This is a genomic window from Stenotrophomonas sp. GW821-FHT09E08 (genome assembly GCF_059416125.1).
In genome coordinates, this window is sequence record NZ_JBWKOO010000012.1 from 13,536 (window position 1) to 34,074 (window position 20,539).

The 20,539-nt window shown below is 67.2% G+C and carries 16 protein-coding genes; 10 read left to right on the forward strand and 6 right to left on the reverse strand.

Going from position 1 to position 20,539, the window contains the following annotated elements; genetic code table 11:
• The first annotated feature begins 53 nt into the window (after window positions 1–53).
• From aceB to AC07M7_RS14905, 4 genes are all read left to right on the forward strand, one after another.
• Complete coding sequence (aceB, locus tag AC07M7_RS14890; RefSeq protein WP_495207745.1) at window positions 54–1,676, forward strand: malate synthase A; 1,623 nt, start codon at window positions 54–56, stop codon at window positions 1,674–1,676.
• Window positions 1,677–1,740: 64 nt separating this feature from the next.
• Window positions 1,741–3,042, forward strand: a complete 1,302-nt coding sequence (aceA, locus tag AC07M7_RS14895; RefSeq protein WP_004153647.1) for an isocitrate lyase — start codon at window positions 1,741–1,743, stop codon at window positions 3,040–3,042.
• A gap of 417 nt (window positions 3,043–3,459) precedes the next feature.
• Window positions 3,460–4,503 carry a GGDEF domain-containing protein gene (locus AC07M7_RS14900; protein WP_046984329.1) on the forward strand — a complete coding sequence of 348 codons (1,044 nt, stop codon included), beginning with the start codon at window positions 3,460–3,462 and terminating at the stop codon, window positions 4,501–4,503.
• 42 nt (window positions 4,504–4,545) lie between these two features.
• The gene (locus AC07M7_RS14905; RefSeq protein ID WP_495207746.1) at window positions 4,546–7,035 is read left to right on the forward strand and encodes a putative peptide modification system cyclase; all 2,490 of its coding nucleotides are present in this window, start codon (window positions 4,546–4,548) and stop codon (window positions 7,033–7,035) included.
• 4 nt (window positions 7,036–7,039) lie between these two features.
• Here AC07M7_RS14905 and AC07M7_RS14910 read toward each other — a convergent pair whose 3' ends face one another.
• On the reverse strand, window positions 7,040–7,327 hold the full coding sequence (locus AC07M7_RS14910; protein ID WP_136639972.1) for an NHLP-related RiPP peptide: 288 nt from the start codon (window positions 7,325–7,327) through the stop codon (window positions 7,040–7,042).
• A 119-nt stretch (window positions 7,328–7,446) separates the two neighbouring features.
• On the opposite strand from AC07M7_RS14910, the gene AC07M7_RS14915 reads away from it, so the two are divergent.
• Window positions 7,447–8,643: a putative peptide maturation dehydrogenase gene (locus AC07M7_RS14915; RefSeq protein ID WP_495207747.1), complete on the forward strand. Its 1,197-nt coding sequence runs from the start codon at window positions 7,447–7,449 to the stop codon at window positions 8,641–8,643.
• Window positions 8,644–8,661: 18 nt separating this feature from the next.
• Here AC07M7_RS14915 and AC07M7_RS14920 read toward each other — a convergent pair whose 3' ends face one another.
• From AC07M7_RS14920 to AC07M7_RS14930, 3 genes are read right to left on the reverse strand one after another with little or no spacing between them, the layout of a single operon-like run.
• Entirely contained in the window at window positions 8,662–10,677 is a 2,016-nt protein-coding gene (locus AC07M7_RS14920; protein ID WP_495207748.1) for an acetyl/propionyl/methylcrotonyl-CoA carboxylase subunit alpha, read from the reverse strand.
• 8 nt (window positions 10,678–10,685) lie between these two features.
• Window positions 10,686–12,296, reverse strand: a complete 1,611-nt coding sequence (locus AC07M7_RS14925) for a carboxyl transferase domain-containing protein (protein WP_495207749.1) — start codon at window positions 12,294–12,296, stop codon at window positions 10,686–10,688.
• A 10-nt stretch (window positions 12,297–12,306) separates the two neighbouring features.
• Window positions 12,307–13,470 carry an isovaleryl-CoA dehydrogenase gene (locus AC07M7_RS14930; protein ID WP_482998517.1) on the reverse strand — a complete coding sequence of 388 codons (1,164 nt, stop codon included), beginning with the start codon at window positions 13,468–13,470 and terminating at the stop codon, window positions 12,307–12,309.
• Between the two features lie 160 nt (window positions 13,471–13,630).
• On the opposite strand from AC07M7_RS14930, the gene AC07M7_RS14935 reads away from it, so the two are divergent.
• From AC07M7_RS14935 to AC07M7_RS14945, 3 genes are all read left to right on the forward strand, one after another.
• Window positions 13,631–14,248: a TetR/AcrR family transcriptional regulator gene (locus AC07M7_RS14935; RefSeq protein WP_495207750.1), complete on the forward strand. Its 618-nt coding sequence runs from the start codon at window positions 13,631–13,633 to the stop codon at window positions 14,246–14,248.
• Window positions 14,249–14,445: 197 nt separating this feature from the next.
• Window positions 14,446–14,964, forward strand: coding sequence for a c-type cytochrome (locus AC07M7_RS14940; protein ID WP_135271957.1), 519 nt, complete (start codon window positions 14,446–14,448; stop codon window positions 14,962–14,964).
• A 183-nt stretch (window positions 14,965–15,147) separates the two neighbouring features.
• Complete coding sequence (locus AC07M7_RS14945) at window positions 15,148–16,593, forward strand: ExeM/NucH family extracellular endonuclease (RefSeq protein ID WP_428709779.1); 1,446 nt, start codon at window positions 15,148–15,150, stop codon at window positions 16,591–16,593.
• Window positions 16,594–16,894: 301 nt separating this feature from the next.
• Here the strand turns inward: AC07M7_RS14945 and AC07M7_RS14950 are convergent, their stop codons facing one another.
• Window positions 16,895–17,752, reverse strand: a complete 858-nt coding sequence (locus tag AC07M7_RS14950; protein ID WP_253079477.1) for an EamA family transporter — start codon at window positions 17,750–17,752, stop codon at window positions 16,895–16,897.
• A 43-nt stretch (window positions 17,753–17,795) separates the two neighbouring features.
• Here AC07M7_RS14950 and AC07M7_RS14955 point away from each other — a divergent pair, with 43 nt between their 5' ends.
• Complete coding sequence (locus AC07M7_RS14955; RefSeq protein ID WP_495207751.1) at window positions 17,796–18,467, forward strand: alpha/beta hydrolase; 672 nt, start codon at window positions 17,796–17,798, stop codon at window positions 18,465–18,467.
• Window positions 18,464–19,564, forward strand: a complete 1,101-nt coding sequence (zapE, locus tag AC07M7_RS14960; protein WP_136640094.1) for a cell division protein ZapE — start codon at window positions 18,464–18,466, stop codon at window positions 19,562–19,564. Before AC07M7_RS14955 ends, zapE begins: the two co-directional genes overlap by 4 nt.
• Window positions 19,565–19,657: 93 nt before the next feature.
• Here the strand turns inward: zapE and AC07M7_RS14965 are convergent, their stop codons facing one another.
• Window positions 19,658–20,494 (reverse strand): YggN family protein, encoded by an 837-nt coding sequence (locus tag AC07M7_RS14965; RefSeq protein WP_495207752.1) that lies wholly within the window; start codon window positions 20,492–20,494, stop codon window positions 19,658–19,660.
• Window positions 20,495–20,539: the final 45 nt, after the last annotated feature.

Sequence of the window (20,539 nt, forward strand, 5' to 3'; positions counted from 1 at the left end):
TACTCGGCCCCGGCGGCACCGTGGAGACGTTCCCCCACCGCTGGAGTCGCCCCATGTCCGCCGTCGCTTCCGCTGTTCCCACCCCCGCCAGCAAGGCCACCCCCGGCATCGCCCTGGCGACCCGCGTGGCCGGCCAGGACACGCTGCTGCCGGCGCAGCTGCTGGCCCTGCTGGTGTCGCTGCACCGTGCGGTGGAACCGGGCCGGCAGGCACGGCTGCAGGCGCGCCGCGAGCGCCAGGCATTCTTCGACCAGGGCGGCCTGCCGGACTTCCGCCAGGACACCACCGCGATCCGCAGCGGGGACTGGACCGTGGCGCCGCTGCCGGCCGCACTGCAGGACCGTCGCGTCGAGATCACCGGCCCGACCGACCCGAAGATGGTCATCAATGCGCTGAACTCCGGCGCCAAGGTGTTCATGGCCGACTTCGAGGATTCGACCTCGCCGACCTGGCGCAACCTGCTGGCCGGCCAGCAGTCGCTGGCCGCTGCGGTGCGCGGCGACCTGCAGTACACCGCACCCAATGGCAAGCACTACGCGCTGCGCCCCTATGAGGAGCAGGCGGTGCTGATCGTGCGTCCGCGCGGCTGGCACCTGGACGAAAAGCATGTGCGCGTGGATGGCCAGTTCCTCGCCGGCGGCCTGTTCGATGCGGCGGTGTTCGCCTTCCACAACGCCCGCACCCTGCAGGCCAAGGATCGCGGCCCGTACTTCTACCTGCCCAAGCTGCAGAGCATGGAAGAGGCCGCGCTGTGGGAGACCGCGCTGTCGCACATCGAAGGCATGCTCGGCCTGCCGCACGGCCAGATCAAAGTGACCGTGCTGATCGAAACGCTGCCGGCGGTGTTCGAGATGGACGAGATCCTGCACGCGCTGCGTGATCGCATCGTCGGCCTGAACTGCGGGCGCTGGGACTACATCTTCTCGTACCTGAAGACCTTCCGCCGCCACGCCGACCGCGTGTTGCCCGAACGCGGCCAGGTGACCATGACGCAGCCGTTCCTGAAGGCGTATTCGGAACTGCTGATCCAGACCTGCCATCGCCGCGGCGCGCATGCGATGGGCGGCATGGCCGCGCAGATTCCGATCAACAACGATGCCGCCGCCAACGAACAGGCGATGGCCCGGGTGCGCGCCGACAAACTGCGCGAAGTCAGCGCAGGCCATGACGGCACCTGGGTCGCGCACCCGGCGCTGATTCCGGTGGCGATGGCGATCTTCGATGAGCACATGCCCGGTGCGAACCAGCACAGCGTGCTGCGCCAGGATGTGCGCGCAGGCCGTGACGAACTGATCGCACGGCCGCCCGGCACCATCACCCGCGCCGGATTCGAAGGCAACGTGGAAGTCTGCGTGCGCTACCTGGCCGCCTGGCTGGATGGCAACGGCTGCGTGCCGATCCATCACCTGATGGAGGACGCGGCCACCGCCGAGATCAGCCGCAGCCAGCTGTGGCAGTGGCTGCATACGCCGGGCCAGCAGCTGGACGATGGCACCGCGATCGACCCGGCGCTGCTGGATTCCACACTTTCGCAGCTGCCGGCACGGCTGGGCGATACCGCTGCGTTGCCCGGTGGCGCGCGCATCAGCGAGGCCATCGCCCTGCTCGGCGAACTGAGCCGCAGCGAAGAACTGACCGATTTCCTGACCCTGCCGGCCTACGCGCGCATCGACTGATCGCCGCCCGCGTATCCCGCCGTTTCCCTCCCCGCTGCACGCACGAACCGAACTGGAGAAAGACATGAGCAAGCTGCCCACTGCCGAACAGATCCAGCACGACTGGGATACCAACCCGCGCTGGGAAGGCATCCAGCGCAACTACAGCGCCGCCGACGTGGTGCGCCTGCGCGGCACCGTCCACATCGAGCACTCGCTGGCCCGCCTGGGTGCGGAGAAGCTGTGGGCGTCGCTGCATGAGCGCGAGTTCGTCAACGCGCTGGGTGCACTGACCGGCAACCAGGCCATGCAGCAGGTCAAGGCGGGCCTGAAGGCGATCTACCTGTCCGGTTGGCAGGTGGCGGCCGACGCCAACCTGGCCGGTCAGATGTATCCGGACCAGTCGCTGTACCCGGCCGATTCGGTGCCGGCGGTGGTCAAGCGCATCAACAACACGCTGCTGCGCGCCGACCAGCTGCACCACGCTGAGGGCAAGGACGACATCGACTTCCTGCAGCCGATCGTGGCCGATGCCGAAGCCGGTTTCGGTGGCGTGCTCAATGCGTTCGAGCTGATGAAGGCGATGATCGAAGCCGGCGCCGCTGGCGTGCACTTCGAAGATCAGCTGGCCTCGGTGAAGAAGTGCGGCCACATGGGCGGCAAGGTGCTGGTGCCGACCCGCGAGGCGATAGAAAAGCTCAACGCTGCGCGCCTGGCCGCGGACGTGCTGGGCGTGCCGACCCTGCTGGTGGCGCGTACCGATGCCGAGGCTGCCGATCTGCTGACCAGCGACATCGACGGCAACGACAAGCCCTTCGCTACCGGCGAACGCACCGTCGAGGGCTTCTACAAGACCCGCAATGGCCTGGACCAGGCGATCAGCCGCGGCCTGGCCTATGCGCCCTATGCCGACCTGGTGTGGTGCGAGACCGGCAAGCCGGATCTGGAATTCGCTCGGAAATTCGCGGAGGCAATCCATGCGAAGTTCCCAGGCAAGCTGCTGGCCTACAACTGCTCGCCCAGCTTCAACTGGAAGAAGAACCTGGATGACGCCACCATCGCCAAGTTCCAGCGTGAACTGGGCAGCTACGGCTACAAGTTCCAGTTCATCACCCTGGCCGGTTTCCACGCGCTGAACTACGGGATGTTCAACCTGGCCCATGGCTACGCGCGTCGGCAGATGAGCGCGTTCGTGGAACTGCAGGAAGCCGAGTTCGAAGCGGCCGAGCGCGGCTTCACCGCAGTCAAGCACCAGCGTGAGGTCGGCACCGGCTACTTCGATGCGGTGACCCAGGCGATCCAGCAGGGCCAGTCGTCGACAACCGCGCTGACCGGCTCGACCGAGGAAGAGCAGTTCCACGGCGGGCGCAGCGAACGCGCGGCGTGATGCGGTAGTGCCGGCGGCTGGCCGGCAACAATGTGGACTGCGGGAACATCGGTGGGTTGCCGGCCAACGGCCGGCACTACCGGGACTCCTGGCGATCAGGGTGGCCAGGGAAGGGCCAGACAACGCCGGCCGGTCGGGGGACCTGCCGGCGTTGTTGTATCGATGCAAAGGCGTGGTCAGCAAGCAGCGTCAATCAGGCGCACCCCCGCGTACCGGCAACTTGGCCGAAAGCCTGTGAAGAGTGCCATCGGGTTGATCCAGCAGGACTTTTGCCCGGACACCCGTGACCAGAACGGCCACCACGCATCCTCACATCAGGCAAGATCGCCGGGGCATTAAAAATGAGATAGGGCGCACACTTTAAAGCGGTGCTATGCTCCGCGGCTCACCAGGGGACGCTGGCGGCGGGTGCAGGGAATGACCGGCAGGGGTGCGGCCGAGAACAGTGATGTGACGTCAGGTATCGCCCGGGTGGCGATGGCCGAGATCGTGCACGCGCTGCTTTCCGCTGCCGAGGTTGCATTGTTTGCCAGATTTGCCCGCCCATGCAAGCTTCATGCCGGACAGTGGTTGTTCCAGCGTGGCCATCGCGGCGAACGGATGTATGTGATCCTCCAGGGCCAGATCGAACTGGACTTCGGCGAGGACCTGGTGATCAAGACGCTCGGCCAGCATGAGTTCTTCGGTGAGCTTGGCCTACTGGTCGGCGATCACCTGCGCAGCGCCAGTGCACGCGCGCTGGCCGACTGTGAAGTGCTGGAGCTGGGCCCGGCTGACTTCCATCGCCTGGTGGAATCCGATCCCGGCCTGGTCGCCTACTTCCTGCGCCGCACGATCATGCGCGTGCTGACCAACGAGCAGGCCCTGATCAGCCAGCTGCGCCGGCGCAACCACGATCTGGAAACCGCGCTGGACAACCTGTACATCACCACACACCAGTTGACCCACACCCGTGAACTGGTGCGTACCGATGAACTGACCGGGCTGCACAACCGTCGCGGCCTCACCCTGTACCTGCAGGAGTGCCGCGCCGATGGTGACGGGTTGCCGCAGGCACTGCTGCTGATCGACTGCGACCGCTTCAAGCAGATCAATGATCGTCACGGCCACCAGGCCGGCGACCGAGTGCTGCAGAGCATGGGCAACATCCTGCGCTCGATGGCCGGTGAGCAGGACCTGGCCTGCCGCCTCGGCGGCGATGAGTTCTGCCTGATCCTGCGCCGTGGCAACCATGAGATCGTGCAGCACGCGGCCGAGTTCATCCTCAGCGCGGTGCATGGCCTGCTCGAACGCAGTCATGGCACGCCGCATGTCAGCCTGGTCAGCATCGGTGCCAGCCTGCTGGTGCCGGAGGCAGGCTGGAGCGAGTGGTATGCCTGTGCGGATCGTGCGCTGTACCAGGCCAAGCGCGATGGCGGCAACTGCCTGCGCTGGGGCGGCGACTCCGAAAACGGACAATGAGCAGCAGAGGTGGCAATGGACGGCATTCCGGATTTCCTCCCGATGCAGAGTTCGCAAGTGCGGACCCTGCTGTTCACCGATCTGTGCGATTCGCTGCAGCTGGTCGAGCGGATCGGTGACGTTGCCGCCGCTGAGCTGTTCCAGCAGCATGACCGTCTGGTGCTGGGCCTGCAGCAGCGCTGGAACGGCCAGCTGATCGATCGCTCTGACGGATTGTTCATCCTGTTCGAACGTCCCATCGATGGCATCGGCTTTGCCCTTTCCTACCAGAACGCTGTTGATGCACTGGGGCGCGAACGTGGCGTCGTCCTGCGTGCACGCGCCGGCCTGCACGTGGGTGACGTGCTGCTGTGGAACAACAGTGCCGAGGCCGTTGCTCACGGCGCAAAGCCGGTGGAGGTGGAAGGCCTGGCCAAGCCCATGGCTGCGCGCCTGATGCAGCTGGCGTGGCCTGGACAGGTCCTGCTGTCTTCGGCTGCCGAACAGATGGCGCGTCGGGCAGCCAGCGAACTGCCCTGGGCGGCCGATGAGCTGCGCTGGAAGGATCACGGCTGCTGGCGCTTCAAGGGCATCGGCGAACGCCAGGAAGTCTTCGAGGTGGGACTGCGTGGCAGCGCCCCGCTACGTCGCCCGCGCTCGGGCGAAAAAGCGTGGCGGGATCTGCCGCTGTGGCGTCGCCCAGCCGCGCTGGTGACCGAGGCGGCGCTCATGCTGGCGCTATGCGGAGTGCTGTGGACACTGTTTCGGCCGGCACCGGCCATCGCCTTCGCCGAACGCGATTGGGTGATCGTGGCGGCGGTGCACAACGCCACGGCTTATCCGCAGCTGGACAGCAGCCTGGAGCAGGCGCTGTATATCAGCCTGGGGCAGTCGCGCTTCGTCAACATCCTCAGCGAGCTGAAGGTGCGTGACACGCTGCAGCTGATGCAGCGCCCTCCGCAGGCGCGGCTGGACCGCAGGCTGGCCATCGAGGTCGCGCTGCGTGACGGAGTTCGTGCGGTATTGATCCCCAGCGTGCTGGAGCTCAACGGCAAAGTGCGGGTCAGTGTCGAAGTCGTGGATCCGCGTAGTGGACAGACCGTTTACACGCGCTTTGCCGACGGCCGCGGGCTGGACTCCATCCTCGCCTCGACCGATCACGTGGTTGCGGCGTTGCGTACCGACCTTGGCGAAGCGCTTCGTGACGTCGGCGCTGACCAGCGACCGTTGCCTACCGTGGCTACCGCCAATCTGGACGCACTGCATGCGTATGCCAAGGGCGTGGATGCAACGGCTGCCGCGCGCTACGACGATGCGTTGATGTTCTTCGAGCAGGCAACCCGGCTGGATCCTGCCTTTGCCTTCGCCTACGTCGGGCAGATGAACATCCAGCACGCCAAGGGCAACCTGGAGCAGGCCGCGGCGCTGTACCACAAGGCGGTCAGCCAGCGTACGCACCTGACCGCGCGCGACCAGCTCTATCTCGATGCCTGGGCGGCCGATTTCGAAGGTGCACCGCCTGCACGCATCGCTGACAAATGGCGCATGCTGACCGAGTTGTACCCGGACGACCCGGCCGGCTGGATGAACTACGCGCTGATGCTGTTCGCGCAGGGGGACTATGACGGCGCCCTGGCAGCTGCCCAGCCATTGCTTGGCCGCCAGCACTCGCGTCGTGCATTGGTGCTGGCGTTCGTCGCACGGATCCAGCTGGCACGCGGAGAGACGGGCGCCGCAGATGCCGCGCTGCGGGGCGCCCGGCTGCATCCGGGCTGGAATGGCGATGGCATGGAGCCGGTGCTGGCAGCACTGACCGGTGATTTCGCTGCAGCCAACGCCAGTTTCGAAGCCATGGCACCGCTCGGGCTTGGCACGCGCATGGAGCGCGCGGCGGTGCTGGCCATGCAGGACCGCAGGACGGAGGCGGCCGCTGACATGCAACAGCTGGCGTCGCAATGCAGAACTCGCGGCGGCATGTGCGACATCCTGGCCCTGCAGGCACTGGCTTGGCGCGGACAAGCCGGTGCCCCGGCTGTGGAACAGCAGTACCAGCAGGTACTGGACCGGGCATTGGCGGCCATCGATCGCAGTCAGCCGGCGCCCGCGCGCCGCAACGCATTCATTGCCTTGGCGACGGCCTACCATGCCGTACGTGCCGGACAGGCGTCCGTGGTGGCCAATCGGCAGGACGCGCTGCAGGCCCTGCCGGAACGGGATGGTGATCCTCGCCTGCGCGAACTGTGGAACCTGCTGCAGGCGCGTATCGCATTCGACCAGGGCAAGTTGGCGCATGCGCAGTCACTGCTGGCCCAGCGACCCGATGCAAGCCTGTTCCAGTGGCGGGTGTTGCAGCTGGACCTGTTGCGTGCTCGCGGCGACCACGATGCTGCCGTTCGGCAGGCGCATTGGCTGCAGCGTCATGCGGGCCTGGCCTTCGCCGAAAGCATCGGCGACTACGCGCTGCTGCCGCTGAACGTCATGGACGCACAGCGGCTTGCCCTCCAGAAGGGCACAACTCTCGCCGCTGGCACAGGCGCGCCGGTCGCACCCTGATCGATCAATCGTGCTTCAGGCCGGGCAGGCCGTCCTCGAACAGGAACGGCACGTTGAAGGCCGCGCGTGCGCTCAGCAGGCTGCTCATGCGCGAGGCCGCCTCGGCGAACTCCTGCTTGCCCCCCAGCGTCGCCAGCGGCGCGCGGCAGGCATGCACGGTAGCTTCGTCGGCACCCAGCGCCAGCAGGGCCTTGCCCGGGTCGGCACTGAAGGCTACGCGGAAGTCATCGTCGTGGGACAGGCGCTCCAGCAGCTGCTGGACGACGTCGGCGGAGAGGGGGGATGCAGACATGGGGCACTACCAGAAGGTGGAAAGTACAAGTATCGGCTGCCGTACAGGGGAGTTGATGGCCGCCTGCGGGCCGCGCGCTATCATCGTCGGCCATGCAGGCCCTGGGATGACAGATCCACATGAATTTCCGCCGTTGCCTGATGATGATGGTGGAGCCGATCGAGCGCCCCAGGTTCGACCTGGCTGGCGTACTGGGTGGCGGTACCGGCGTTGATTTCGAGCGTTCGCTGCAGGTCCGTGCCGCGCACCTGCGGGAACCGCGTGTGATCGATGCAGCAAGCTGCATGTGGCTGCTTCAGTGCAGTGCAGAGCAATGGCAGCCGCTTCCTTCGGATCCGCAGGCGCGCGCTGATGTCCTGACGCTGCTGGAACTGGGGTTGCTGGTCAGCGATGATCCTGCCCACGCGCAGGCCTTGGCAATCGAGCAGCAGGTACGCGACAGTCACTGGTGGCCATTGTCGGCGCTGCACTACCAGCAGTCGTGCTGGGACGAGGTGGACAGCGTGCAGGACATGGAGCAGCACCAGCTGGTGACCGCACGCGATCTGGTGCGCAGCTACGGCAGTCCGCCGCCCGAGGCACCTCCGCGTATACATGGCGCGCAGGCACTGCCTTGCTACGAGGATGATCGGATGCAGCCGCAGCTGCAGGCACGGGCTACCTGCCGCAACTTCGATACCGGGCGTGCGCTGCCGTTGCCACTGCTGGCCCGCGTGCTGCAACAGGTGCTGATGGCACAGGCCGAGGTGGAAACCGATCCAGGTGTCCGATTCCTGAAGAAGAACGTGCCTTCAGCCGGCAGCCTGCATCCGCTGGAGGCCTACTTACTGGTACGCAACGTGGAGGGAATGGCTCCGGGGCTGTATCACTACCATGCGGTGGCGCACGAGCTCGGCCGGCTGTCGGCACAGCCACAGGACCTGGAGTCGCTGTGCCAGCGCTTGCTGGCCGGGCAGCATTGGTTCGCCGATGCACACGTGCTGCTGGTGCTGGTGTGCCGCTTCGAGCGCAACTTCTGGAAGTATCGGAACCATGCCAAGGCCTACCGTGCCGTCACGCTGGATGCCGGCCATGTTTCACAGGCACTGTATGCGTCGGCCACCGCACTGGGCCTGGGCGCTTTTGTTACAGCGGCCATCAACGAAGCCGAGGCCGGGCGTGCATTTGGCCTGCAGCCGATGGCCGAAGGTGCGTTGGCGATCTGCGGGCTGGGCTGGCGCAGTGGCACAAAGACCACCGCGGAGCTGGACCCGGATGGCCACGTGTGGCCACGTTCGGACCCACGCGCGGGGGATGCCGACGCAGCCGGGCCCTAGGGCCCGGCGCGTCATCGTTCACGCCGCCTCGAAGTCCACCAGCACCGTGCCATCACCTACCTGGTCGCCGGCCTTGGCGCGGTAGCCCTTCACCGTGCCATCGGCCGGTGCCTGCAGGGTGTGCTCCATCTTCATCGCCTCCAGCACCACCAGCGGCGTACCGCGCTTGACCTCGGTACCGGCCGCGACCAGCGTGGCCACGATCTTGCCCGGCATCGGGGCCAGCAGGCTGCCGGCGTCGGCCACGGCAGTGTCCGATTCGCCCACCGGATCATGCAGGGTGAAGCGGTGCTGGCCATCGGCGCCGAACAGGTACAGCTGGTCGCCCTCGCGCAGCAGCTGCAACGTCCAGCGACGCTCACCCAGCTGTACCGTCAGGCCCTGTGCATCGGCCGCACCGATCATCTGCACCGGTGCTGCGTCATCACTCTGCACACGCCAGCCATCGGCCTGCGCCCATACCTTCAGCGTGTGCGTGCGTTCGCCCTGCTGCAGCGGCAGCACGCGCGGGGCGGAGGCACCAAGACGCCAGCCATCCTGCGCCTGCCACGGCGAATGCGGGTCGCGCGCATCGCTGCCGGCGCGCGCGGTAGTGGCCACAGCGGCAACCGCTGCCAGCTGCCACAGCGCATCGTCGCTGTCGCCGAACGCGTTCAATGCCGCCTGTTCGCGTTCGATCAGCGCGGTATCCAGCTTCGCGTGCGCGAACGAATCGGTGTTCACCAGCCGACGCAGGAAGCCGGCATTGGTGGTCACGCCCACCACCTGGCAGTCGGCCAGGGCCTGGCTCATGCGGCGCAGGGCCGCCTCGCGATCGACGTCCCAGACGATCAGCTTGGCGATCATCGGATCGTAGTACGGGGTGATGCTGTCGCCTTCCTCCACGCCGGTATCCACGCGCACATGGGCCGACGGAATCGGCAGGCGCAGGCGGCGCAGGGTGCCGGTGGAGGGCAGGAAGCCACGGTCGGCGTCCTCGGCGTACAGGCGCGCTTCGATCGCATGGCCATGGATGGCCAGCTGCTCCTGGCGCAGCGGGAGCGGTTGGCCCGAGGCCACGCGCAGCTGCCACTCCACCAGATCGGTGCCAGTGATGTATTCGGTGACCGGGTGCTCGACCTGCAGGCGGGTGTTCATTTCCATGAAATAGAAATCGCCGTCCGGGCCGGCAATGAACTCCACCGTGCCCGCGCCCACGTAGCCCACCGCGCGCGCGGCATCGACCGCGGCCTTGCCCATCGCGGCGCGGCGTTCGGCGCTCATGCCCGGTGCGGGCGCTTCTTCCAGCACCTTCTGGTGGCGGCGCTGCACCGAGCAGTCGCGCTCGAACAGATAGACCGCATCGCCGTGGCTGTCGCCGAACACCTGGATCTCGATATGGCGCGGACGCTCGACGTACTTCTCGACCAGTACGTGGTCGTTACCGAACGCCGATGCCGCCTCACGCTGGCAGCTGGCCAGTGCATCGACGAAGTCCTCGCTGCGATCAACCTTGCGCATGCCCTTGCCACCGCCACCGGCGCTGGCCTTGATCAGCACCGGGTAGCCGATGCCGTCGGCCTGCGTGCGCAGGAAGTCCGGTTCCTGCTGGTCGCCGTGGTAACCCGGCGTCAGCGGTACACCGGCCTTGGCCATCAGCGCCTTGGCCGCGCTCTTGTCGCCCATCGCGCGGATCGCGGTGGCCGGCGGGCCGATGAAGGTGATGCCGGCGGCGGCACAGGCATCTGCGAAATCGGCGTTCTCGGACAGGAAGCCGTAGCCGGGATGGATCGCCTGCGCACCGCTGCGGCGTGCGGCGTCCAGCAACACGTCGCCGCGCAGGTAGCTTTCGCGCGCTGCGGCCGGGCCGATGTGGATGGCCTCGTCGGCCAGGCGCACGTGGCGCGCGTTGCGGTCGGCATCGGAATACACCGCCACCGTGGCGATGCCCAGGCGGTGGCAGGTCGCGATGACGCGGCAGGCGATCTCACCACGATTGGCGATCAGGACTTTGGTGAACATGGCAACGTGCTTCATAGGAGCTTGCTCGGTCATGGCACGGGTTACATGCGGAACACGCCGAAGCGCGTCTGCTGCGGGGCGGCGTTGAGGCTGGCCGACAGCGCCAGGGCGAGCACGCGGCGGGTATCGACCGGATCGATCACACCGTCGTCCCACAGGCGCGCGCTGGCGTAGTACGGGTGTCCCTGCTGCTCGAACTGGTCGCGGATCGGTGCCTTGAAGGCGTCTTCCTCCGCTGCCGGCCACTGGCTGCCCTTGGCTTCGATGCCATCGCGCTTGACCGTGGCCAGCACGCTGGCGGCCTGCTCGCCGCCCATCACGCCGATACGCGCGTTCGGCCACATCCACAGGAAGTTGGGCGAGTACGCGCGGCCGCACATGCCGTAGTTGCCGGCGCCGAACGAACCACCGATCACCACGGTGAACTTGGGCACCTTGGCGCAGGCCACCGCCATCACCAGCTTGGCCCCGTCCTTGGCGATGCCGCCCTGTTCGTACTTGCGGCCAACCATGAAGCCGGTGATGTTCTGCAGGAACACCAGCGGAATGTTGCGCTGGGTGCACAGCTCGATGAAGTGCGCGCCCTTCAGTGCGGATTCGGAGAACAGGATGCCGTTGTTGGCGATGATGCCGATCGGGTAACCGTTCAGATGCGCAAAGCCGGTGACCAGCGTGGCGCCGTAGCGTGGCTTGAACTCATCGAAGCGCGAGCCATCGACCAGCCGTGCGATCACTTCGCGCACGTCGTAGGGCTTGCGCGTGTCGGCCGGAATCACCCCGTACAGCTCGTGTGCCGGCAGCAGCGGCTCTTCCGTTGCCTGCACCGCCATCGCCGGTTCCGGCTTGCGCCAGTTGAGCTGGGCGATGATCGCGCGCACCCGCGCCAACGCCTGCAGATCGTTGTCGGCCATGTGGTCGGCCACACCGGAGATGCGGGTATGCACATCGGCGCCGCCCAGTTCCTCGGCCGTGACCACTTCACCTGTAGCCGCCTTCACCAGCGGCGGGCCGCCGAGGAAGATCGTGCCCTGTTCGCGCACGATCACGGTCTCGTCGCTCATTGCCGGTACGTAGGCACCGCCGGCGGTGCAGCTGCCCATCACGCAGGCGATCTGCGGGATGCCCTGCGCGGACAGGTTGGCCTGGTTGTAGAAGATGCGGCCGAAATGATCGCGGTCCGGGAACACCTCATCCTGCAGCGGCAGGAAGGCACCACCGGAATCGACCAGGTAGATGCACGGCAGGTGGTTCTGCTCGGCAATCTCCTGCGCGCGCAGGTGCTTCTTCACCGTCATCGGGTAGTAGGTGCCGCCCTTGACCGTGGCGTCGTTGGCCACGATCACGCATTCCACGCCGCTCACGCAGCCGATGCCGGCGACCACGCCCGCAGCAGGCACGGCATCGTCGTACATGCCATGCGCGGCCAGCGGCGCGATCTCAAGGAAGGCGCTGCCAGGGTCGAGCAGGGCGTCGATGCGGTCGCGCACCAGCAGCTTGCCGCGTGCGGTGTGCTTGGCACGCGCTGCTTCGCTGCCACCCAGCGCGGTGCGGGCGAGGGTGGCATGCAGGTCGTCGACCACGGCCTGCATCGCCGCGCGGTTGCTTTCAAACGTTTCGCTGCCCGGTTGCAGCTGGCTGTTCAGGACGGTCATCGCGATAGCCTTACAGAGTGCGCTGGAACAGTTCGCGGCCGATCAGCATGCGGCGGATCTCCGAGGTGCCGGCGCCGATTTCATACAGCTTGGCGTCGCGCCACAGACGGCCGGTGGGGTACTCGTTGATGTAGCCGTTGCCGCCCAGGATCTGGATCGCCTGGCCGGTCAGCCAGGTGGCCTTTTCAGCGGCGTACAGAATGGCACCGGCGGCATCCTGGCGGGTGGTGCGGCCCTGGTCGCAGGCGCGCGCGACGGCGTACACATAGGCGCGACAGGCGCCCAGGCCCACGTACATGTCGGCGATCTTGGCCTGGATCAGCTGGAAGCTGCCGATCGCTTCACCGAACTGGTGGCGCTCATGCACGTACGGCATCACCACGTCCATGGCGGCGGCCATCAGGCCCAGCGGGCCACCGGACAGCACCACGCGCTCGTAGTCCAGGCCGGACATCAGCACACGCACGCCGCCGCCAACCTGACCCAGCACATTCTCTTCCGGTACTTCGCAATCCTGGAACACCAGCTCGCAGGTGGGCGAGGAACGCATGCCCAGCTTGTCCAGCTTCTGCGCGGTGGAGAAACCCTTCATGCCCTTCTCGACCAGGAACGCGGTGATGCCCTTGGCGCCTGCGTCCATGTCGGTCTTGGCGTAGACCACCAGCACGTCGGCGTCCGGGCCGTTGGTGATCCACATCTTGTTGCCGTTGAGCACGTAGCGGTTACCGCGCTTGTCCGCGCGCAGCTTCATCGACACCACGTCCGAACCGGCGCCCGGCTCGCTCATCGCCAGCGCGCCGACCAGGGCGCCGCTGCACAGGCCGGGCAGGAAGCGCTGCTTCTGTTCTTCGTTGCCGTTCTTGCGCAGCTGGTTCACGCACAGATTGGAGTGCGCACCATAGGACAGGCCAATGCCGCCGGAGGCGCGTGAGATCTCTTCCATCGCCACCACGTGGGCCAGGTAACCCATGCCAGTGCCGCCGTATTCTTCTTCCACGGTCAGGCCCAGCAGGCCCTGTTCGCCCAGCTTCGGCCATAGTGCCAACGGGAACTGGTTGGTTGCGTCGGCTTCAGCCGCGAGCGGTGCAATCTCGGCAGCGGCAAAATGGGCCACGCTCTGGCGCAGCAGGTCGATCTCTTCGCCGAGATCGAAGTTCAGGGATGGCACGTGCATTGCGGTGGCTCCACGACGGGACTGCAGGGAATGGACGCACCCGGCGGGGAGCGGGCGGCGGTTTCAGGGACTGCCACCCGCACGGGCGATTGGGCCCCAGCGTAACGGGGTTCGGGAAAGAAGTGAATACAAATTCAACAATTGAATCTAGAATCAAAACATGGCCTACAAACGCTCTGCACTGATGGAAGAACGCCTGGCCGGGGTCCGTGAACGGATCCTGCTGGCGACCCGTAAACGGGTCGCCGCCGGTGGCTGGCGCAACGCCCCGGTGACCGCCGTGGCAACCCAGGCGGGGGTGTCCACCGGCCTGATCTACCGGCACTTCCCGTCCAAGGCCGAACTGTTCGTGGAGGTGCTCAACGCCGCGGTGGCCCACGAAGTGGCGATCATGGAGCGCATCGCCAGCGGCCCGGAGGTGGCCAGCGAGCGCCTGCGGCTGGCGATCACCGCCTTCGTCCGCCGTGCCCTGGCCGGGCCTGGGCTGGCCCATGCCTTCATCGTCGAACCGGTCGATCCGGAGGTGGAAGCCGAGCGCATGCGCGGTCGCCGCGCCTTCGGCGACGTGTTCCTGCGGCTGGTGGAGGAGGGCGTGGCGGCCGGTGAGCTGCCGGCGCAAGACGCGCATGTGGCCGCCGCCTGCCTGGTCGGAGCTTTCACCGAGGCGATGGTTGGCCCGACCGCGCCCAGCCGCGAAGCACACCGCGACGAAGACGCGCTGGTGGATGCGATCTGCAGCTTCTGCCTGCGCGCGATCGGCGCACCGGTAATTCGGTAGCGCCGGCCGCTGGCCGGCTTCTGCATGATCTATCCGGTGGGATGGAGATGCGGGCCAGCGGCCGGCACTACCGGGGCCGAATGCTGCGCCGCACCAGCAGTGACGCCTGTTGTCGCACGCAAAGCCCGTTCTATACTCGGTTCATCACGCAGTCGCTCAGCCGTGGTCCAACGACTATCAGCCAGGGGTAACGAAGAGTGCGGAATTACGATCTGGAGTTCCTGAAACGCTTCTCCATGGTGATCGCGCTGTTGATGGCCATCACCCTCGGCCTGATCCTGCTTGCCGCCTACATCCATACCCGGATTCCGCCCGAGGTGTCGCCCACCGCGGTCAAGCGTACCGAGCAGCGCATTTCGCCCACCGGCGCGGTCTATGCCGGCAGCACCGGCGCCGCCGCGCAGGCCGCCGCCAAGGCTGCCGCACTGGCCAAGGCCGCCTCGCAGGTCGCCTACGGCGGCACCAAGGACGGCAAGGTGATCTTCGACAACCTGTGCACCGCCTGCCACACCACCGGCGTGGGCATGGCGCCGACGCTGGACCACTCGCACTGGGACAAGCGCATCGCACAGGGCAAGGACACCCTCTACAAGCACGCCATCGAGGGTTACACCGGCCCCGATGGCGGCATCATGCCGCCCAAGGGTGGCAACCCGGCGCTGACCGAGGAGCAGATCCACGCCACCGTGGACTGGATGCTGGGCAACCTGAAGTAACCGGTAGTGCCGGCCGCTGGCCGGCAACCACGCATTGCACGAAGGTCATGAGGTTGCCGGACAGCGGCCGGCACTACCAGGCTTTGCCCACCAAGGCCTGATCGCTCATATGCCCCCGCTGCGCAGGCGGGGTTTCGCATTTCAGGGTTAGTCTGTGCGCCTCTTCCATGGAGTCGCCCGTCGATGCGCCGCCGTTCCCTCGTTCTTGCCTTGTCCCTGCTGCTGCCGGCCAGCGCCTTCGCCCAGGCCCAGCCGCAGGTCGCACCGGTCGCGTCACCCGCCGCCGCGCGCAACAGCGCCACCGTGGTGCTGACCGCCGCGCCGGCCGACTGGCGTGCACTGGACGGCCAGCACGTGCGCGTCGCCGCGCCACTGACCCTGGCCGGCACTGATGGCCTGGAGCGCTTTGGGCAGCTCACCGTGGCCTTCGATGGCCGCCTGTGGCAGCCGACCGAAGTGGCCGCGCCGGGTACCGCGGGCTACGAACAGGTGATGGCCGACAACCAGCGCCGCCGCCTGGTGCTGGACGACGGCAGCGATGCCCGCGACCCGGCCAGCGTGGCCTACCTGCCGGCCAACCCGGTGCTGCGTACCGGCATGCAGCTGCGCAATGTGGAAGGTGTCGTGCACGTGGATGCACAGGGCCGTCCGCGCCTGCAGGTCGAAGGCGTGCTGAAGCTGCCGGAGCTGAAGCGTCCGGCGGTGCCGACGGTGCCGGGCAGTCTGCACGTGGCGGCCTTCAACCTGGAGAATTTCTTCAATGGCGACGGCCAGGGCGGCGGCTTCCCGACCCTGCGTGGTGCGCGCACGCCGGATGAGCACAAGGCGCAGGTGGCCAAGCTGGTCACCACGGTCAATGCGCTGGGCGCCGATGTCGCTGCACTGATGGAGTTGGAGAACGACGGCTACGGCCCGCAGTCGGCCATCGCCGAACTGGTCGATGCGCTCAACCGCGATCGCGGCGCGCAGGGTGACTGGCGCTTCGTCGACGCCGGCAGCGGCCCCGGTGACAATCCGATCCGGGTCGGCATCATCTACCGCAGCACGCGCCTGCAGCCGGTCGGCAAGCCGGCCACGCTGACCGGCGGCCCGTTCGTCGAGCACAGCCGCGTGCCGTTGGCGCAGGCCTTCCAGGGCAAGCAGGGCGCGCCGTTCGTGGTGGTCGCCAACCACTTCAAATCGAAGGGCTGCCGCGATGCGAGCGGCGCCGACGCCGACCGCAACGACAACCAGGGCTGCTGGAACGCCACCCGCGTGACCTCGGCGCAGCAGCTGCACGCCTGGCTGCAGGCCGACCCGACCGGTACCGGTGCCAAGGACGCGGTGCTGCTGGGCGATTTCAATGCCTACGCGATGGAAGACCCGATCCGCACCCTGCATGACCTGGGCTGGCAGGATGCCTTCAAGGTGGCCAAGGTCGAGCATCCCTACAGCTACGTCTACAACGGCTATACCGGCCGCCTCGACCACGCCCTGCTGAACCCGGGCATGGCCAAGCGCCTGCGCGGTGCCGCCGAGTGGCACAGCAATGCCGACGAACAGGACGCCAGCGGCTACCAGGGCCGCAACATGCAGGGCCCGTGGCGCAGCTCCGACCATGATCCGCTGCTGCTGGGTTTCGACAGATAAGGTTCGCCGGGGATCTGCTCTGGGAGGGACCTTGATCGGCACGGATGCTGCCGTTGCTTTTGATCTACCAGTCCGCCTTCAAGCGAGCCGAGCATCGCAGGTGAATCAGGGGCGAAGAGGCGCCGATGTCTGAGCGCAGCGAGTTCGGCGCCGACCCCTGATTCACCGAGAAGCGCAGGGTACCGGTGCACAGCACCGGCTCGCGGCTGGCGGCGCGTTTCTTTTGGTTACTTTTCTTTTCGCGTGAAAAGAAAAGTGACATCCCACCGCGGGCGCGGAAATGGCCCGCCGCAACCAACGCTCACCCCCAGGCGATCAACCCGATCGCCAGCACCGCCAGTGCAAGGCCGGCGCGGTTCCACTTCGTGGTCGCTTCGCCGAAGGCGAACACACCCACCAGCGCGCCCAATACCACCACGCCGATGTTCATGCCGGCGAACACGGTGGCCGGGCTCTCCGGCATCGCCTGGTGCGCATGCACATAGAAAAGGATGTTGCCGCCGTTGAGCAGGCCCAGCAGCGCGCCCGCGCCGAGGTTGCGCCAGGCCAGCCGGCTGCGGCTACTGAAATGCCGCCATAGCTGCAACGCCAGCATCAGCACGAAGGCCACGCTGAAGCTGGCCAGCACCGCCGCCATCGAGGGTGTGCCGGACAGCGCCACCTGCTTGAGCAGCACGTCCACCACCGCGAACCCGGCCCAGACGCCCAGCAGCCAGCCCCAGCCACCGGGTGAGGACGCCACCGCCGGTCCGCGCGGGCGCAGGCTGATGGCCACCATCGCCAGCAGACCCAGGCCGAGACCGGCCAGCTTCCACGGCGTGGCGGTCTGGCCGAAGAACAGGAAGGCCGCCGCCAATGACAGCAGCAGCGACAGCCGCTGCGCCACGTCGCTGCGGACTATGCCGGCCACCGCCACCGCGCGGCCCAGCACCAGGAAGATCGACGGCAGCACCACCGCCAGCGCCAGCAGCGACAGCCATGGCGCGTGTGGTGCGCGCAGCGCATCCATCGGCGGCTGCAGCACCACGGCGGTGAGCGTTGCCGCCACCAGATAGTTCCAGGTGACCATCTGCGCAACATCCAGCTGGCGGCGGCTGGCCAGCTTCAACAACACCGAAACCAGCACACTGCAGATCACGGCCAAGGACAGGTAGAGCATGGGGCGGGCACAGGGCAGGGGCGGGGGACGCTATCATGGTGCCATGCACAAGCCCTCGTTCCCTGTCGCCGCTGGCGAAACTGTATGCCTGGTGCTGGATGGCCCGGTTGGTCCGCTGGAGGTGGTCGTCGACCTGCCCAAGGCCGATGTGCCGGCGCAGCCGATCGTGGCCATCATCTGCCATCCGCTGTCCACCGAAGGCGGCACCCTGCACAACAAGGTGGTCACCATGACCGCCACCACCCTGCGCGAGCTGGGCATCGCCACGGTGCGCTTCAACTTCCGCAGCGTCGGTGGTTCGGCCGGTGAGTTCGATCACGGCGTGGGCGAGCAGGACGACCTGAAGGCGGTTGCCGCCTGGGTGCAGAGCCAGCGCCCCGACGACCGCCTGTGGCTGGCCGGTTTCAGCTTCGGCTCGTTCGTTTCGTTGAAGGCTGCTGCCGAGCTGCAGCCGGAAGCGCTGATCTCGATCGCGCCGCCGGCCGGCCGCTGGGATTTCGATGGCATCGCGCCCCCGGCGCGCTGGCTGGTGATACAGGGCGAGCAGGACGAGATCGTCGATCCGCAGGCCGTCTACCAGTGGCTGGACACGCTGGCGTTCCCGCATGAGCTGGTACGCATGCCGGAGACCAGCCACTTCTTCCACCGCAAGCTGATCGATCTGCGCGGCGCGTTGACCCACGGCGTCAAGCACTGGCTGGGCGCGGCGGCATGAGTGCAACCGAGTTGACCCCGTCGCAGCGGTACGCGGAAGGGGTTGCCCGTGGCGACTGGCAGAACGACCCGGCCCAGCACGCCGCGCTGGCCGAACTGGACCGCATCCACCTGGGCCTGCTGGACAGTGCCGAGGACGGCTGGCTGGACCGCCTGTCCTCGTTCTGGAAGAAGCCCGAGCCGGTCAAGGGCCTGTACTTCTGGGGCGGCGTCGGTCGTGGCAAGACCTTCCTGGTCGACCTGTTCTACGACGGCCTGCCGATCAAGCAGAAGTACCGCACCCATTTCCACCGTTTCATGCGCAGCGTCCACGAGCGCCTGCGTGAGCACCAGGGGCAGAGCGATCCTCTGGCGAAGATCGCCCAGGAGTGGCGCAGCAACCTGCGCGTGCTGGTGCTGGACGAATTCTTCGTCACCGACATCGGCGACGCCATGTTGCTGGCGCGGCTGCTGGAGCGGATGTTCGCCGAGGGCGTGACCCTGGTCACTACTTCCAATACGGCGGTGGAAAACCTGTACCTCAACGGCTTGCAGCGTGAGAGTTTCATGCCGGCCATCGGCCTGCTGCAGCGCTTCTGCGTCGAGCTGTACGCCGAGGGCACCGAGGACTACCGCATGCGCGCGCTGACCCGCTCGCCGGTGTACCGCGCACCGTTGGCCGCCGACAGCGACGACTGGCTGGCCACGCGCTGGAACGAATTGAGTGGCGGCCAGCCGGCCAAGACCGGCAACATCGAGATCGAGGGCCGCAAGATCCCGGTTCGTGGCCGTGGCAAGAGCATTGCCTGGTTCGATTTCGCCGCCCTGTGCGAGGGCCCGCGCGGCCCGTCGGACTACATCGAGATCGCGCACGAGTTCAACACCGTGCTGCTGGGCGGCATCCCTGCGTTCGACCGCCTGAACGAAGATGCCGCGCGCCGCTTCGTCAATCTGATCGACGAGCTGTACGACCGCCATGTCAACCTGGTCTGTACCGCCAGCACTTCGCCGGTCGAGCTGTATTCCGGCACCCGCCTGCAGGGCGCGTTCGAGCGCACCGCCTCGCGCCTGATTGAAATGCAGAGCGCCGAATACCTGGGTACCCCGCACCGGGCGTGAGGGGTTCTGCGGGAGTGCGTTGCCGGCCAGCGGCCGGCACTACCACGCTAGGGTTCCGGTAGTGCCGGCCGCTGGCCGGCATACGCAGCGCAGTTATCGGGAGGGTGCCACGGCATTCCCACGTGGCTGCTCATCCGGCCCGGCCGAGACATGCAGCCCCGAGCCGGTGCCGTGCTCCACCCGTACGCTCGCGTCGCGCTGCAGCAGCCGTAGCGGCTGGCCCTGGTAGCGCACCTCCAGCGCATCGTGGGCCTCTGCCAGTGACCGCGCCAGCGGGCATAGCGCCATGGCCTTGGCCTCCAGCTGCTGGCTGCGTGCCTCCATGCGGCGGTCCACTTCCGCATCGAGGCGGTCGGCGCGGCGCTCCATGGCGCCGGTGCGGCCGGTGAACACCTGCCACAACACGCTGCGGGTCATCGACCCGGCCATCGTCTCGGCCATCTGCTCGATGTGCGCATCGAAGCCGTCGCCGAAGGCTTCCTGTTCCCAGTAGCCGCGGCCCAGGCTGGCGTCGATCCAGTCCTGCATCTCGCCGCGCATCGCACGCATCTGGCGATTGCGGGACTTGCCGGTGATGGCTTCGAAGGCGGCGTCCAACGCATCGAAGGTGACTGCGGAGACTTCGTGGGCCAGCGCCGTGGCCGCTGGCATCAGCTGGCGGGCACCGGCCTCCATCTGCCGCAGGCGGGCGGCGTCGGCCGTGCTGACCGTCACCATCCTGCCGTCCAGGCTCAGCTCGCCGTCGTGGAACACCACTTCATGCGGTGCCTGTGGGCCGTGCCGCAGCCAGATGCCGCCGCTGTCCACCAGCACGTCGTAGTCGGTATGGATGCCGCACTGGTCCGAACGCAGGTCCGGTCCTTCGGCGGCCAGTGCCGGGGCAATGAACAGGGCGGGCAGCAGGGCCAGGGCGGGCAGTGACAGGCGCATCGGAACATCCTTCTCCGGAACCGAAGGTCCCCAGCATCCGCTGCC